Annotated in this window: 15 protein-coding genes; 6 read left to right on the top strand and 9 right to left on the bottom strand. The window is 71.7% G+C overall.

All coding sequences use genetic code 11. The features are described from left to right. Positions 1–19 precede the first annotated feature (19 nt). Positions 20–772 carry a helix-turn-helix domain-containing protein gene (locus QQM72_RS11365; protein WP_314220707.1) on the bottom strand — a complete coding sequence of 251 codons (753 nt, stop codon included), beginning with the start codon at positions 770–772 and terminating at the stop codon, positions 20–22. Positions 773–993: 221 nt separating this feature from the next. On the opposite strand from QQM72_RS11365, the gene QQM72_RS11370 reads away from it, so the two are divergent. Continuing rightward, the gene (locus tag QQM72_RS11370) at positions 994–1,659 is read left to right on the top strand and encodes a DUF4097 family beta strand repeat-containing protein (protein ID WP_314220708.1); all 666 of its coding nucleotides are present in this window, start codon (positions 994–996) and stop codon (positions 1,657–1,659) included. 306 nt (positions 1,660–1,965) lie between these two features. Here the strand turns inward: QQM72_RS11370 and QQM72_RS11375 are convergent, their stop codons facing one another. Then, positions 1,966–2,319: a hypothetical protein gene (locus QQM72_RS11375; RefSeq protein ID WP_314220709.1), complete on the bottom strand. Its 354-nt coding sequence runs from the start codon at positions 2,317–2,319 to the stop codon at positions 1,966–1,968. 101 nt (positions 2,320–2,420) lie between these two features. Beyond that, positions 2,421–3,188, bottom strand: coding sequence for an SDR family oxidoreductase (locus QQM72_RS11380; protein ID WP_314220710.1), 768 nt, complete (start codon positions 3,186–3,188; stop codon positions 2,421–2,423). An 87-nt stretch (positions 3,189–3,275) separates the two neighbouring features. Between QQM72_RS11380 and QQM72_RS11385 the strand changes: the two genes are divergently transcribed. After that, positions 3,276–3,884, top strand: a complete 609-nt coding sequence (locus QQM72_RS11385) for a TetR/AcrR family transcriptional regulator (RefSeq protein WP_314220711.1) — start codon at positions 3,276–3,278, stop codon at positions 3,882–3,884. A 39-nt stretch (positions 3,885–3,923) separates the two neighbouring features. On the opposite strand, the gene QQM72_RS11390 is transcribed toward QQM72_RS11385, so the two are convergent. The 6 genes from QQM72_RS11390 to QQM72_RS11415 all read right to left on the bottom strand — a co-directional run bounded on the left by QQM72_RS11390 (position 3,924) and on the right by QQM72_RS11415 (position 8,838). After that, on the bottom strand, positions 3,924–4,421 hold the full coding sequence (locus tag QQM72_RS11390; RefSeq protein ID WP_314220712.1) for a MarR family transcriptional regulator: 498 nt from the start codon (positions 4,419–4,421) through the stop codon (positions 3,924–3,926). A gap of 69 nt (positions 4,422–4,490) precedes the next feature. Beyond that, on the bottom strand, positions 4,491–5,408 hold the full coding sequence (locus QQM72_RS11395) for an NADP-dependent oxidoreductase (protein ID WP_314220713.1): 918 nt from the start codon (positions 5,406–5,408) through the stop codon (positions 4,491–4,493). A 132-nt stretch (positions 5,409–5,540) separates the two neighbouring features. Next, positions 5,541–5,927, bottom strand: coding sequence for a cupin domain-containing protein (locus QQM72_RS11400; protein WP_314220714.1), 387 nt, complete (start codon positions 5,925–5,927; stop codon positions 5,541–5,543). Beyond that, a complete protein-coding gene (locus QQM72_RS11405; RefSeq protein ID WP_314220715.1) occupies positions 5,924–6,727 on the bottom strand; it encodes a cupin domain-containing protein in 804 nt (267 codons plus the stop codon). Before QQM72_RS11405 ends, QQM72_RS11400 begins: the two co-directional genes overlap by 4 nt. Then, a complete protein-coding gene (locus QQM72_RS11410; protein WP_314220716.1) occupies positions 6,724–7,977 on the bottom strand; it encodes a sedoheptulose 7-phosphate cyclase in 1,254 nt (417 codons plus the stop codon). The genes QQM72_RS11405 and QQM72_RS11410 overlap by 4 nt, the downstream gene beginning before the upstream one ends. A 417-nt stretch (positions 7,978–8,394) precedes the next feature. Next, the gene (locus QQM72_RS11415) at positions 8,395–8,838 is read right to left on the bottom strand and encodes a MarR family winged helix-turn-helix transcriptional regulator (RefSeq protein WP_314220717.1); all 444 of its coding nucleotides are present in this window, start codon (positions 8,836–8,838) and stop codon (positions 8,395–8,397) included. A 422-nt stretch (positions 8,839–9,260) separates the two neighbouring features. On the opposite strand from QQM72_RS11415, the gene QQM72_RS11420 reads away from it, so the two are divergent. The 4 genes from QQM72_RS11420 (at position 9,261) to QQM72_RS11435 (ending at position 14,399) form a co-directional block, all read left to right on the top strand. Continuing rightward, the gene (locus tag QQM72_RS11420; protein WP_314220718.1) at positions 9,261–10,379 is read left to right on the top strand and encodes a VOC family protein; all 1,119 of its coding nucleotides are present in this window, start codon (positions 9,261–9,263) and stop codon (positions 10,377–10,379) included. A 163-nt stretch (positions 10,380–10,542) separates the two neighbouring features. Next, positions 10,543–11,241, top strand: coding sequence for a beta/alpha barrel domain-containing protein (locus QQM72_RS11425; protein ID WP_314220719.1), 699 nt, complete (start codon positions 10,543–10,545; stop codon positions 11,239–11,241). A 110-nt stretch (positions 11,242–11,351) separates the two neighbouring features. Next, complete coding sequence (locus QQM72_RS11430; protein WP_314220720.1) at positions 11,352–13,094, top strand: FAD-binding oxidoreductase; 1,743 nt, start codon at positions 11,352–11,354, stop codon at positions 13,092–13,094. A 99-nt stretch (positions 13,095–13,193) separates the two neighbouring features. Continuing rightward, positions 13,194–14,399 (top strand): acyltransferase family protein, encoded by a 1,206-nt coding sequence (locus tag QQM72_RS11435; RefSeq protein WP_314220721.1) that lies wholly within the window; start codon positions 13,194–13,196, stop codon positions 14,397–14,399.

The following is a 14,399-nucleotide window of genomic DNA, read 5'->3' on the forward strand; positions in this document are numbered from 1 at the left end:
CGTCAGGGCGGCCGCCCAGCTAGGCGCGTTCCGAACTCGGCTCGGCGGTGCCGTCAGAGGGGGCTCTGGCCTTCGTGTGGAGGACCTCGCGGGCCTGCTCCGCGGCGCGGGTTATGCCTTCGGCGACGAAGTCGACGAAGCGGGCGATGTTCTCGAGGCGGGCGGCGGCCGGGGTGTCGGAGCCGAGGACCCCGACGCCCTGCCGGGCGGCCTCGGCGAGCAGGGCGCTGGACCGGGCACTGGCGATCGTCGACTGATAGAAGACGTCGTCGTCGACGAGGTAGCGCTCGCGGCGGCCTTCGTCCCGTTCCCGGCCGATGAGGCCCTGGCTCTCGAGGAACGCGACCGCTTTGGAGACGGACGCCGGGCTGACCTCGAGGCGCTGGACGAGCTCGGACGCGGTCAGGCTGCCCGCGTCGGTCGTGTAGAGGCAGGTCAGCACCCGGGACATCATCTTGGGCAGGCCCTGCCCCATGAGGAGGGTGGTGAACATCTCCTCGTACTCGCGCACGGCCTCGGCGTCACGTCCGTGGGCCGGCGCGGGCGCCGCCCCCCGGGGAGCGGCCTGCCTTCGCCGGTGGGTGCGGCGTTCGGTCGCGTGGTGGGCCAGGTCGGCGCGGTAGGCGGTGGGGCCGCCGTTCCGCATCACCTCACGTGTGATCGTCGAGGTCGGACGATCGAGACGTCTGGCGATCTCCGCGTAGGCGAGGCCGTCGGCCAGTCCCAGCGAGATCTGCTGGCGTTCCTGCTGGGTGAGTCTGCCTCCCGGCATTGCGATCTCCTTCGTGCGCCGTGGTGTCGCCAGCATAGCGTTCACTTTCTATCCATTGCAACGAAAGACCTGCTCTCGTTGCATTGAATTCCAAACCATTGCAACGATTTATAAGCCTTGAACTGCAACTATGCTGATCACGTGCAACGAAGATGTTGATGGATCGGTGAATGCAACGTAGCTTTTCCGGTGTAAGAAACAACGGACCGAAGGAGAGCACGATGCACAAGTTCGAGACCCCCGCCCCGATCGCCGCCGTCCTCGACATCCCCGCGGGGCGCATCCGGTTCATCGCCGCCGACCGGGCCGACACCACCGTCGAGGTCCTGCCCGCCGACGCCTCCAACGGCCGCGACGTGAAGGCCGCGGAGCAGGCCCGGGTCGAATACGGCGCCGGCGTCCTGCGGATCGAGGCCTCGGCGCAGAACCGGATCCTCGGCGACTCCGGATCCATCGAGGTGACCATCCAGCTGCCCGTCGATTCCAGGGTCGAGGCGAAGGCGGCCAGCGCCGAGTTCCGGGGCGTCGGACGGCTCGGCGACGTCGTCGTCGAGGGCTCGCACGGCGCGATCAAGATCGACGAGGCCGCGAGCGCCCGCCTCACCCTGCTCGCCGGTGACGTCGCGGTCGGCCGGCTCAACGGCCCCGCGGAGATCGGCACCAAGAAGGGCGACATCCGGATCGCCGAGGCGGTGCGCGGCACGGTCGTGCTGCGCACCGACGCCGGCGAGGTCTCGGTCGGCGCCGCCCGCGGAGTCTCCGCCTCTCTGGACGCCGGCACCGGCTACGGCCGGATCGACAACGCGCTCAAGAACACCGACGGCGCCGCCGACCTGAACATCCACGCGACCACCGCCTACGGCGACATCATCGCCCGCAGCCTCTGAGGGGGCATTCGCCATGACCGGCCCGGCCGTCGCGGCGAACGGGCCGCGGAAGGCACCCTGTCGCGCGGGACGGGCCGTGGCGGGCGGAGCTGCACGTGTCCCAGGGCCCGGATCGGGAGCCGGTATCCGCTGGGGCGGACGTCCCGGTCCGCCGGCCGGTCCGGCGAGGAGGCCCCGAACGTCTCGCGGTGCGCCACGAGAGGGAGGGCGCGGCCCGGCGCGGCTCGCGGCCGTGTACGGCTCCGCGCCCCCGGGGCGGGGGTGGCCCGGGGGCGCGGAAGGCGAGGGACCGCGGCGTTCAGGAGTTCAGGCGCGCAGCAGGAGCTCCAGTTCGGCCGGGCGCATGCCGGGGTCTGCGGGTGTGCTCGGCGCGTCGTCCAGTTCGAAGGCCCACCGGTGCGAAGGCGCGCAGCCGAAGGTCAGCTCGGAGATCATCGGGAGGAAGAGATCGGCGCTGTCCGCGCAGTCCCAGATCAGCGCCAGCCCCTCCCGGCCCGCCACCGGGTCGTCGATCCACTGACCGTCCCGCAGGCCGGGGTATTCGCCGGCGAGCGAGACCGTGGCCCCCGGACCGAAGCCGGTCTCTTCGGACCTGACCGTCCGGGCGGTGCCGGACGTGGCACCGCGTGTCCCGTCCCACCAGGCGATGACGACATGCATGGGGCCTCCCTGTGCAGAGTGTCTGTCGTGCGCGATGTCGCGGTGTCCCCGTTGACACCCGTGCATGGCTCCGGTGCCGGCCGGGTGGGCCGGTCACCGGGTCAGAGCTGGGAACCGCCGGTGGCGTCGACGACCTGGCCGGTCACCCACCGCCCGTCGTCGGAGGCGAGGAAGGCGACCACGTCGGCGACGTCCTCGGGGCGTCCCACGCGGCCGAGGGCGGACAGTTCGGCGGCCGACCGCTCGGCGGCCTCGTTGCCCCGCAGCCAGGAGGCGTTGATGTCGGTGTCGATGATGCCGGGGGCGACCGAGTTGACCGTGATGCCGCGACCGCCGAGCGACTTGGCGAGGGTCAGGGTGAACGCTTCGATGGCCCCCTTGGTCATGGCGTAGGCGATGATGTCGGTCAGCGCTATCCGCGTCGCCCCGGAGGAGACGTTGATGATCCGGCCGCCGTTGCGCAGGCGCTTGAGCCCCTGCTGCGCGAGGAAGAAGGGCGCGCGCATGTTGACCGCGACGGCCTCGTCGAACGCCTCGACGGTGGTCTCCTCGATCTCGCCGCGCGGTGTGATGCCCGCGTTGTTGACCAGGATGTCGAGGTCGGCGGCGTCGGAGTGCTCCAGGGCCTGGCGGTCGTAGGCCGCCCAGAGGGTCTCGACATCCCCGGCGACACCCAGTTCGGCGTGGACCGCGAACGCGGCGCCCCCGTGCGCGCGAATGGCGGCGACCACCTCCTCGGCGGCCTCCTGGTTACGGCCGTAATGGACGGCCACGAGCGCCCCGTCCCGCCCCAGCCGCTCGGCGATCGCGCGTCCGATACCCCGGCTGCCGCCTGTCACCAACGCCTTCTTGCCCGTCAGTGTGCCCATGACCTTCTCTCTGTCCCGGATTTATGTAGCGATGACTACGTTTTGACTGTAGCACGAATTCCGTAGCGATCGTTGTAAAATTCCTTCATGACGACGACGAGGCGCGGGCGACCGCGGAGTTTCGACCGGGACGCGGCACTCGTCCAGGCCACGCTGCTCTTCTGGCAGCACGGCTACGAGGGCACGTCCGTCTCCGACCTGACCGCTGCCATGGGGATCTCGCCGCCGAGCCTGTACGCGGCGTTCGGGGACAAGCGCACGCTCTTCGTCGAGGTCGTCGACCGCTACGGCGACACGTTCGGAGCGTTCATGAACAAGGCGCTCGACGACGCGAGCGACACGCGCACGGGGTTCGCCAGGATGCTCGAGGAGGCGGCCGTGTCCTATACGGACCCGCACCACCCCGCGGGGTGCCTGGTGATCACCGCGGCGACCAACTACTCCACCCAGACGGCCGACATCAAGGAGGATCTGCGCGAGCGCCGGGTGGCGAACGTGCGGTCCTTCGAGGGGCGACTGAACACGGCCAGGGCCGGCGGTGCGCTCCCCGAGGGAACGGACACGCGGGCTCTGGCCGTGTACTTCGCCGCGGTCGTCCAGGGCATGTCCCAGCAGGCCCGGGACGGCGCCAGCACCGCGGAACTCCGGCAGGTGGCCCGGTTCGCCATGGCCGTCTGGCCGGAGCCCGCCTCCTGATACGCCCATGGCGGGCACCGTCGTGCACGCGGCGGCCGGTCAGGGCGGTTCGTGGCGGCGCGGCCGGCCGGGCCTGTCGTCCTCGGCCCGGCACAAGCGGGCCACCACATGCGCGTACCGCTCGTCGAACCTCAGCGTCCTGAAGGACAGGTCGAGTTCGCGGTCGAGTGTCCGGCCGGCCCGGGTCCACAGGCGCAGGCCCGCCTCGGTGGCAGCCAGCCGGCTGATCCTGCGGTCGCAGGGCCAGGCCACCCTGGTCGCCCAGCCCGAGCTCTCCAACTGCGTCAGTGACCGGCTCGCCGCCGAAGCGCTGACGCTCAGCCGCCGGGCGACGTCTCCGACCGTCACCGATCCGGGGTGTTCGCACGCCAGCACCCCGAGCGCCATCAGCGAGGTCAGACCGACGCCGTGACGACGCGTCAGGGTGCGGTCCAGCTGTCCCTCCAGCCACGCGAACATCGTCGCGACCCGTTCCCACAGCCGGGCGACGTCCTCCGTGGCGGTCTCACGGCCGGCGCTGTCGTGCGGCTCACTCACGGCTTCGTCTTCCTCGGTTCCGGGTCCCGTGTCCCCGCCCCTCCCGGCGGGAGCCGCCGAGCACCCCGGTCAGGGCAGCAGCAGGAGCTTGCCCCGGACGCCGCCGGCTTCGAGGAGACGGTGCGCCTCACCCGCCTCCTCGAAGCCCAGCTCCTTCGCGGAGCGCACCCGCAGTTCTCCCCGGTCCACGAGGGCGCCGAGCGCGGCAAGACCCTCCCCGTCCTGCTCCACGTACGAGACGCTCACCTGGACACCCCGTTCCGCTTCCGGCACCCGGGTGGGCACGACGGAGACCACGCGTCCACCGTCCCGTACCGCGGCGACGGCCCGCGGCAGGCCCGCCGTCTCCAGCAGGCCGTCGACGGCGCCGGACGCGAGCGTCGACGCGTCCGCTCCCACGACCACGCGAGCCGCGCCCAGCGCACGGGCCTGTTCGATGTCCTCGACGGACCGGACATGGGCCACCACGGTCAGTCCACGCAGCCGGGCGAGCTGCACCGCGAGCCCGCCGACCGAGCCGACGGCGCCGGTGACCAGCAGCGTGGCGCCCTCGGGCAGGGCGAGGGCGCCGAGCGCCTGCCAGGCGGTGAGGCCGGCCAGCGGCAGCCCCGCGGCGGCGGTCAGCGGGACGGAGACGGGCGCGGGGGCCACGATGGCGGCGGGCAGGCCGACGATCTCGGCGTAGGTCCCGCGACCGGTGGCCATCTGGGCGGACATCGACACGACCCGGTCGCCCACGCCGATACCGCTGACCCGGTCGCCCACGGCGATGACCGTGCCCGCCACGTCCCAGCCGAGGACCATCGGCGGGTGGAACGCGCCGTGTGCGCTGTGCAGGCCGGCGCGGGTCTGGAGGTCGACGGGATTTACGGCGGCCGCAGCGGTACGGATGAGTACGCCGTCCGGGTCCGGGGCGGCCGGCTCACGGAGGTCGGAGACCGCCAGTTGCTCGGGACCGCCGTACGTCGTGAGGACTACCGCACGCATGGTGCTCGCTTTCTCGAGGTTCGAAGAGTTCGCAGGTCCGGGGGCCGGCCGGGTCGCCGACCGGACCGGAGCGGCCCCGTCCGGAGCGCCACCGGATCGGGGCCGCGAGGACCGAGGGGGAGGGGGAGCCGGTCAGGACGGGAGCAGCTCGGGGACGCGTGGCGGCAACCGATCGGTGACGGCGGTGGCCAGCGTCCGCACGGTGATCAGCCGTACCGGGTCGCGCCCCGCTGTGAGGTGCGCCGTGCAGCCGTGCGGGAGGAGCACCAACTGCCCGGCTCTCAGGCTGTGTTCGCCGGAGGACGCGCGCAGGTGGAGCTCACCCTCGAGCACCAGGACGGCCTCCTCCACCCCGTGCCGCGGGGTCGCCGCCAGAACGGCGGCGGGCGCGAGCAGCCAGTGCTCCACCGACTCGCACTCGCTGTGCAACATCCCCCGGCGCACCAGGGACGTCCAGTCGGCCCCCGAGCCGGTGCCCGTGGTCGTGCGCACCGCCTCACCTGTCGTGGTGATGATCACGACGCCTCCGCGGAGAGCCGGGGCAGGGCCAGCGTGACGACCAGCAGCCGCAGCGCAGTGCGCGCCTCGAAGCGGGTGAGCGTGTCCGCGCCCAGGGTCACGCAGGTGTCCGCCGAGAGATCCGCCGCGGTGCCGTCGGCGGCCGTGGCCCGGCCCTCGCCGCTGTGCACGAACACCGCGAGTTCCGCGTCCTGCCTGCCCAGGGCGGTGCGCTGACCGGCGTCGAGGTCGACGGCCTCGATCTGGCGCAGGGGGCCGGTGAAGACGCCGTCCGTGGAGACGGTGCGTTCCTTGAAGAGGTCGTGGATCACTGCGTCGCCCATGGCGGGAACTCCCGGTGTGAGATCGGCTCCGGCCAGGACCGCGTCGGTGCCGGGTGAGAGGGTCTCGATGACCCACCAGTCGAGGTCGGTGTCCCCCGTGTTGCGCAGCCCGTGCACGTTCCCGGGCGCGGTCAGGGCCAGTGAGCCGGGTCCGACGCGCTGGGGGGCGCCGTTGAACAGGAACTCCCCGTGACCTTGCAGGATCAGATAGATCTCCTCGGTACGGGTGTGGCGGTGTTCACCGCTCAGGCCGCCCGGCGGGATGGAGGCCCACTCGACGGCCTCGGTGGGGGAGTCGAGCTGACGGCGTCCGGCGAAGCACTTCCAGTGCGTGCGCCCGGCGGCACCGTGGACGCCGTGCACCGTCGCGGCGCCCGCCACGGTCCCGATCGAACGGAAGGCGTGCAGGCGGGAGTCGGGCGGGCCCGCCGCCCGGTCGTCGGTCTCCCCGGGGTGAGCGGTGGGGGCGGTCGTCACCGGGACACTCCCGCGACCAGCCCCGCGAGGGCCTGGGCGGCGGCCCCGAGTTCGGCCTCGGTGACGTCGTTGACGAAGACCGCGCTGCCGATGCCGACCGGCAGGGGCAGCCGCTGTTTTCCGTCACGGTGGCGGACGGTGTCCCGCAGCGCCTCACCGAGCCGTTCGGGTGTGCACAGCGGGTGCCAGGCCGGCAGGCCGAGCCGTGCCATCACATCGAGGACGCGGTCGCGCTGGTAGGCGCTGACGAGTCCGCGGTGCTCGGCCATCACGGTGGTCAGAGCCATGTCGATGGCCACGGCCTCGCCGTGCAGCAGGGCGGGCAGGGCGTGCATCTCGATGGTCGGGCTGAAGGTGTGGCCGTAGTCGACGACCCGTTCCAGCACCTTCTCCCAGAGGTTGGGCTGAAGTTCCTCCAGCATGCCCTGGATGGCCCGCTCGACCACCTCGGTCGCGGGGTCGAGATGCAGCCCGCGGGCCGCGAGGCGCTGGTCCACCGGGACGTCGGCCGGGGTGGGACCGCTGGCCGACGCGCTCTGCAGTTTGGTGCGCAGGACGTCGGCGCCGTGCTGCTCCAGCAGGTCGAACAGGCGGGCGTCCTTGATCAGGGCGATCTTGAGGATCTCGGCCAGGCCGTTGCTGATGTGCCGTGCGTCGAGCGTGGCCAGGAACGAGCGGTCGAGCAGTGTGCGGTCCGCCGGGAAGTAGGTGCCGAGCCGGTTCTTGTGGCCGTTGTGGTTGACGCCGGTCTTGGCGCCGACTCCCGCGTCCACCAGGCCGATCAGGGTGGTGGGGATGCGGATGAACGGCGTGGAGCGGCGGTACAGGCTGGCGGCGAAGCCGACGATGTCCATGAGGACGCCGCCGCCGATGGCGATGACGGGTTCGCGCCGGCGGTCGACGCCGAACGCGTCGAGGGCCTCGGTGACCTTCAGTACGGCGCCGACCGACTTGTGCGTCTCGCCGTCGTCGAGCACCAGCACCTGGTGCTCGACACCGTGGTGCTCGAAGTAGGCGCGGATGCGCTCACCGTAGAGGGAGTCGACCACGCGGTCGGTGACGACGAAGCGCCGCCGTCCGGTGCCCGGGGCGTCCTCGAGGATGGTGGAGTTCTCGGGGTCGAGCAGGTTCTCGCAGGCGCGTATCTCGTACTGGACCGGGTTGCTGGTCTGGACCGACCAGTGGGTGACCGGGTTTCCCACCGCGAAGAGACCGTCGTTGTTCCGTGTGGTCTGCGTTTCTTGCTGCATCAGGCTTCCGCCTCCGACGAAGAGTCTCGGTTCGGGTTCGTCGCGAATCTGGTCGGGGCAGCTTGTTCTGGTATCCGCGCGGCGAAGCCCTCCGGGCCGCCTGCGCAGGATCCGGCCACCGCATCGTGGCCTGCCCCCGTCGCCGTCACCGACCCTGACACAGAGTTCATTGCGCACGCAAGGAATACTCGGATCCGTCCGGTTGGTATCCGGCCAGGGGGCACCTGTCGAGGTGCGATGAAAGCGCAATTACCTGCGGTATTCCGAAACGGGAGACGGTTCGGGATGGCCTGAACCATGCGCCCGATGCTTGTCACCGCAAGGAGCCGGCCCGCTGAGGGCCGTGCGGACGGGGCGGCCGGACAGTGAAAAGCCCCCCGCCGGCGTTCGGCAGGGGGCGCGACGACGCCGCCGGGCTCAGCGCTCGCGGGTCGGGGCGTAGCGCAGCCTGGCGACGACCGAACTGGTCCTGCTGTCCATGGACGCGACTTCCAGCGCCATGCCGACCTCGCGGCGGAAGAGACTGCCTATGTCCGCGACCATGGTCCGGCCGGCCTCCGTGACCCGCACGACCACGCCTCTGCGGTCCGTCGCGTGGGCCCCCCTCTCGACCAGCCCACGGCTCTCCAGGCGCTGGACGGCGCGGGTGGCCGACGACTGGTTGAGGCCGAGGAGCTGGGCGAGTTCGTTCATGCGGATGCCTGCCGGGTCACCGTTGCTCAGCGCGCGCAGGGAGAGGAAGTCGGTGAGGCCCAGCTCGAAGTCCTCGGAGAGCCGTCTGTCCAGTGCGGTGCCGACTTCCGCGACGAGAACCGACAGTTGACTCCATAGCTCGACACTGTCTTCCTTGCGCGTTCGCATGATGTCGCCTTCTTCAGGATGCTCGAAGGATCTCCCCGCCGCCGAAGAGCCCTGCCGGGCGCCGTGCGGGGGAGGGAGGCACGTCAGGTCCCATGACAGCCGAGCCGTACCCAGAGTACGAGGACGTGGCAGTCAAGGAAACCCTCGCGTACGCAGGCTTTTAGATGTCCGCACATGGAGACGTGTGGCTCCATGACTCGGCGACCATACGGCGGATCGCCTGCGATCTGCATCGGCGCAGGTCGGAAGGGGTGAAGCCAATAGCGCCCAACGGACATGGGGAGAGATTTTCCTTGCGCACGCAATGACATTCCCCTACTGTCGCCCTCGGTCCGGCACCTGGTCACGAGCAGGTGCCGGAGTCCGAGCATTCGTGTGCCGCGCGGTGCCCAGCACCGGGCGCACTCGTCCAAGGGGGAATCGTGCTCAACGTATCCACGGCGGCCACGTCCACACCGGTGCTCGCCGGTCTGCCCACCGCGCGGGCCGTGGACCACTACGCCTTCACCGTCCCGGACCTCGACGAGGCCATCGCCTTCTTCACGGGCGTACTGGGCGGTGAACTCTGTTACCGGGAGGGTCCCGTCGAGGACCCCACCGGCGACTGGATGACCCGGAAGCTGGGCGTGCACGCACGGGCACGGGCCCAGGTCGCCCTGGTCCGGCTCGGCCCGTACAGCAACCTGGAGCTCTTCCAGTACACCGCGCCGGGGCAGATCACCTCCCCGCCCGGCCCGAACGACGTCGGCGGTCATCACCTGGCCCTGATGGTCGCGGACCTGGACGCGGCGGAGGAGCACCTGCGCCGGTCGGCCACCGTCCGCCTCGGTCCGCCGGACGCCCTCGCCGTGACCCGTCGGTGGTTTCTCACCCCGTGGGGCATGCTGCTCTCGCTGCGCGGACCGGGCCGACGCAACGACCGTGCCTTCGTCCCCGCCGCGACGCCCTACGTCAACATCAGTGCCAGTGCCAGTGCCAGTGCCAGTGCCAGTGCCGGTGCCAACGCCGTCGAGCGTTCGCTGGGCCTGCTGGGCGTGGAACACGTGAGCTACACCGTCGCCGATCTCACCGCCGCCACCGCCTTCTTCACGGACGTCCTCGGAGCGGAACCTGTGGAGAGCCCGCAGCACCCGGCGGACCGGTCGCAGGGGCACTGGCCCCCCGGTACCGAGCACTCCCGCAGGACACTGCTGCGCACCGGCCCGACCGCCAACTGTGAACTGATCCAGAGCGGAACCGGCGCGCTGCGGTCGAGGCCCCCGCGCAACAGCGACATCGGGGGCCATCACCTGGCCTTCTACGTCGACGACGTGGACGCGGCCGCCGCCCATCTGCGCGAGCAGGAGGGCGTGGAGCTGATGGGCGAGCCGGAGACGATCACGCACGGTCCGATCGCCGGCGACCGCTGGCTCTACTTCAGCACCCCGATCGGCATCCAGATGGAGATCATCAACATGCCGGACGGCTCCCTGCCGTACGAGGAGTCGACCCCGGCGCGACGCGCGACGCCGGCCGGCCTGCGCTGGCACGACCGTCCCTGACCGAAGTCGTGTTCCCGCTCCGCATCGGGTCCCGACCGGAGCACCGGCCCGGCACACCAGCACACCTCGACACACCTCGACACATCTCGACCATCCAGGGGGAATCCGCATGGGAACGCTCGTCCCGTTAGCCACCCGTCCACTCGGGCCGCTGCCCAGGGCGGTGGCCGACACGACACTCTGGCTCGACTGCCGGCGCACGCCTGCCGAGGAGGCCGCCCGGTCCTGGGCCGAAGCCGCGCAGACGGTCGGTGACATGCTGCCGCCGGTCGGCGACGTCAGCTCGGAGGGCCGCCGGACCGCGGGCGGCACGGTCGTCGCCGGTCCCGTCCACGGGCCCGCCGAGTTGCGGCGTGTGATGCGGGGGCTGCTGGCCGGCGCCCCGGCCACACCCGCGCCCGGCCCGCGGGACCGCGCCGTCGCCGTCGAGTACTCCGTCCCGGCCGTCGACGCCCTGGTCAACGCCGGCCTCGACCGGATCGGCGGCTGCGAGGCCAAGGCCATGCGGTTCCGCGCCGGAGTCGCGGGAGCCCACCTCCTGTACGACATGGTGCGGCGCGACCTGCGTTCCCCGGACTGGGCCCGCGCCGCGGCGCGCGGCATCCCGGCGCCGTACCTGCTGTGGTCCACCGCGCCCGTTGCAGGCCCGGACCGGGGAGCCGAGTACGCCGAGCGGTGTCTGTTTCCCGGGACGGCCGTGGCGCTCTCGCCCGCCGCCCTGCGGACGTTCGTGGAGCGCGATGCCGTCACCGGACCGACCGCGCTCGATCTCGTGGAGGCCCGCCGCGTCGTCGGCATCCTCGACTGGTTCGGCATCCGCTTCGACACACTCGTCGGCGCCAAGGCTCCGGCGACCGGCTGACACCACCGGAACGCCCGCCCCGCCCCGCCCCGCCTGGCGCCCCCGGCGCGGCCCGGCGATCGGGCGCGCCCTCCGCTCACACGTCGTCCCACCATGGCAAGGACTCACCCATGTCTTCACGCATGTCTTCGCCCGCCGGACCGCCCATCACCTCCTCCGCCCCCTCATCGCCCGACGCGACCGAGAAGGCCCCGGCCGCCCCCGCCCTGCCCGCCGTCACACCCCCCGCCGCGCGCAAGTCCGTGCACCGGCGGTCCTTCCTGTCCGGTACGGCCGTCGCGGGCGGCGCCCTCGCCGCCACCGCCGCCGGGATCGGCCCCGCCACCGCGGCCGCGCCAGCCCGCGCCGACGCTTCCGTGGCCCGGCCCGCCGTCACCGTGCGTCCCTCGGACCGGCGTTACACGGACCTCCGGCGCGGCACCAACCAGCGCTGGGTCGGCAGCCCCGACCAGATCGTCCTGGCCACCTCCACCGGCGACGTCGTACGGGCCGTCCAGCAGGCGGCCGACTCCGGCCTGCGGCTTGCCGTTCGCAGCGGCGGCCACTGTTACGAGGACTTCACCACCCACCAGGAGATCGCCGTCGTCCTCGACCTGTCCCGCATGGACGACATCTCCTACGACCAACGCCGCCGGGCGTTCTCCGTACAGCCCGGCGCAGCCCTCGGCCGGGTCTACGACCGCCTCTACAAGGGCTGGGGCGTCTACCTCCCGGCCGGCAACTGCCCCACCGTCGCGGCGGGCGGGCACATCCAGGGCGGGGGCTACGGCTCCATGAGCCGGCGGGACGGGCTCGCGGTCGACCACCTGTACGGCATCGAGATCGTGATCGTACAGGCGGACGGCACCGCCCGCGCCGTCATCGCCACGCGCGAGCCCGACGACCCCCACCGCGAGCTGTGGTGGGCCCATACGGGAGGCGGCGGCGGCAACTTCGGCGTGGTGACCCGCTACTGGCTGCGCTCCCACGACGCCAGGGGCGACGATCCGAGCGCGCAGCTGCCCACCCCGCCGCGCGAGGTGTGGCTGAGCGAGGTGGCCTGGCCCTGGGAGCAGCTGACCGAGGCCCGGTTCAGCCGGCTGATGTGGAACCACGGCGAATGGCACACCCACAACAGCGCCCCCGACTCCCCGTACTCCGCGCTGTTCAGCCAGCTCAAGCCGTTCCACAAGTCGAACGGAGCGGTGGTGCTCGACTCGCTGGTCGACGCCGGCGCCCCCGGCGCCGAGCGGATGCTCCAGAACTACATATCCGAGGTCGGGGCCGGTCTCGGCATCCAGCCCCAGGTCCGCCAGTACCGGCGGGTTCCCTGGCTGCACGCCACCCAGTGGCCCGGCTTCACCGGCCCGGACCCCACCGTCAGGTTCAAGGGCAAGTCCGTCTACGCACGGCGCACCTACACGGACGCCCAGATCGCCGCGGCCCACCACCACCTGACCCGCGACGACTTCCACAACCCGAGCGCGCTGCTCATGATCGCGTCGTACGGGGGTGCGGTGAACCGTGTCGCCGCCGCCGACACCGCCGTGCCGCAGCGGGACTCCGTACTCAAGTACCAGGTCGTCTCCCTGTGGAACGACGCGGCGGACGACGACGCCAACATCGCCTGGGTCCGGGAGTGCTACCGCGACATGTTCGCCGCTACCGGCGGTGTGCCGGTGCCGAACGAGACCAACGACGGATGCTTCGTCAACTACGCCGACGTCGACCTCGGCGACCCCCGATGGAACACCTCCGGCGTGCCGTGGCACGACCTCTACTACAAGAACGGCTACCGACGGCTCCAGAGGGTCAAGGCCACCTGGGACCCCACCGGACAGTTCCGGCACGCCCAGTCGATCCGGCCCGCCTGATCACGTCGGCCGGCCGGCGCCACCGGTCCGCCCGCCGGCGCCCCTGGCACCCGCCCCCGCCCTGCCACCCTTCCGCCCACACACTTCGAGGTGATCCTCGTGTCCGTCGACTCCGCCGCGCCCGGGAACTCGTCCCGGCTGCCCTCGCTGACCGGGATGCGGTTCTTCGCCGCGTTCCTGGTCTTCCTGTTCCATCTGTCGCTGCTCGACGCCTACTCCACCCCCGACCCGGGCCACGGACCGTTCGCCTCCGCGCTGAAGAACGGCGGCTGGGCGGGCGTCACCTTCTTCTTCATCCTCAGCGGCTTCGTCCTGGCCTGGTCGGCCCGGGACAACGACACCACCCGAGCCTTCTGGGGGCGGCGACTGGCCAAGGTCTACCCCAACCATGTCGTCACCTTCTTCTTCGCCCTCGCCATGTACGCCTACGCCTCGGCGACCTGGGGGCGCGGCGTCCCCAACCTCCTGCTGCTCCAGGCGTGGATACCGAAGGACGACGTCTTCTTCAGCATCAACAACCCCAGCTGGTCGCTCTCCTGCGAGCTGGTCTTCTACCTGCTGTTCCCGCTGCTGCACCGCGCGGTGCGGCGGATCCGTGCCGAGCGGCTGTGGTGGTGGGCGGCCGGCACCGCCACGACGATCGTGCTGCTGCCGCTGCTCGTCCGACTGGTCCCCACCGGTGAGACGTTCGGGCCGAACCACGCCAACTCTCCGCTGTACGGCCACTCGATCACCCAGATGTGGCTCGTCTACATCTTCCCGCCGCTGCGCGTGCTGGACTTCCTGCTCGGCATCCTGATGGCCCGGATCGTGCTGTCCCGCCGGTGGGTCGGCCTCGGCGTGCTGCCCGCACTGGCGCTCACCGTGGCGGCGTACGCGTTGAGCCTGCGGGTGCCGTTCCTCTTCTCGCTGAACGCGGTCGTCGTGATCCCGTTCGCGCTGCTCATCGCCGCCGCGGCGGCACGTGACGCGTCGGGGCGGGGCACGGCGGTCGCCGGACGGGTGTGGGTGTGGCTGGGCGAAGTGTCCTTCGCCTTCTACCTGATCCACCAGGTCCTGCTGTCCTTCACCCAGGAACGGCTCGGCTTCCGGGAGACGGACTCGCTCGCCGCCGCGATCGGCGTGGCCGCGCTCGTCGCCGCGGTGAGCCTGCTGCTGGCCTGGCTGCTGTACGTCGGCGTCGAGCGACCCGCGGTGCGGGCCTGGGCGCGCCGAGCGCGGGCGGCCCGGACACCCGCGGCGCCGGCGGCCGTCGGATCCCCGCGGGACGACAGCGACCGGCCCGTCACCGTCGGCACCACCTGA

Origin of the sequence: Streptomyces zaehneri, from assembly GCF_032248645.1 — a bacterium.
GTDB lineage: Bacteria > Actinomycetota > Actinomycetes > Streptomycetales > Streptomycetaceae > Streptomyces > Streptomyces coriariae.

Coding starts and splice junctions, on each gene's coding strand:
- QQM72_RS11365 (WP_314220707.1), bottom strand. CDS start 772: ATGCCGGGAGGCAGACTCACCCAGCAGGAACGCCAGCAGATCTCGCTG.
- QQM72_RS11370 (WP_314220708.1), top strand. CDS start 994: ATGCACAAGTTCGAGACCCCCGCCCCGATCGCCGCCGTCCTCGACATC.
- QQM72_RS11375 (WP_314220709.1), bottom strand. CDS start 2,319: ATGCATGTCGTCATCGCCTGGTGGGACGGGACACGCGGTGCCACGTCC.
- QQM72_RS11380 (WP_314220710.1), bottom strand. CDS start 3,188: ATGGGCACACTGACGGGCAAGAAGGCGTTGGTGACAGGCGGCAGCCGG.
- QQM72_RS11385 (WP_314220711.1), top strand. CDS start 3,276: ATGACGACGACGAGGCGCGGGCGACCGCGGAGTTTCGACCGGGACGCG.
- QQM72_RS11395 (WP_314220713.1), bottom strand. CDS start 5,408: ATGCGTGCGGTAGTCCTCACGACGTACGGCGGTCCCGAGCAACTGGCG.
- QQM72_RS11410 (WP_314220716.1), bottom strand. CDS start 7,977: ATGCAGCAAGAAACGCAGACCACACGGAACAACGACGGTCTCTTCGCG.
- QQM72_RS11415 (WP_314220717.1), bottom strand. CDS start 8,838: ATGCGAACGCGCAAGGAAGACAGTGTCGAGCTATGGAGTCAACTGTCG.
- QQM72_RS11430 (WP_314220720.1), top strand. CDS start 11,352: ATGTCTTCACGCATGTCTTCGCCCGCCGGACCGCCCATCACCTCCTCC.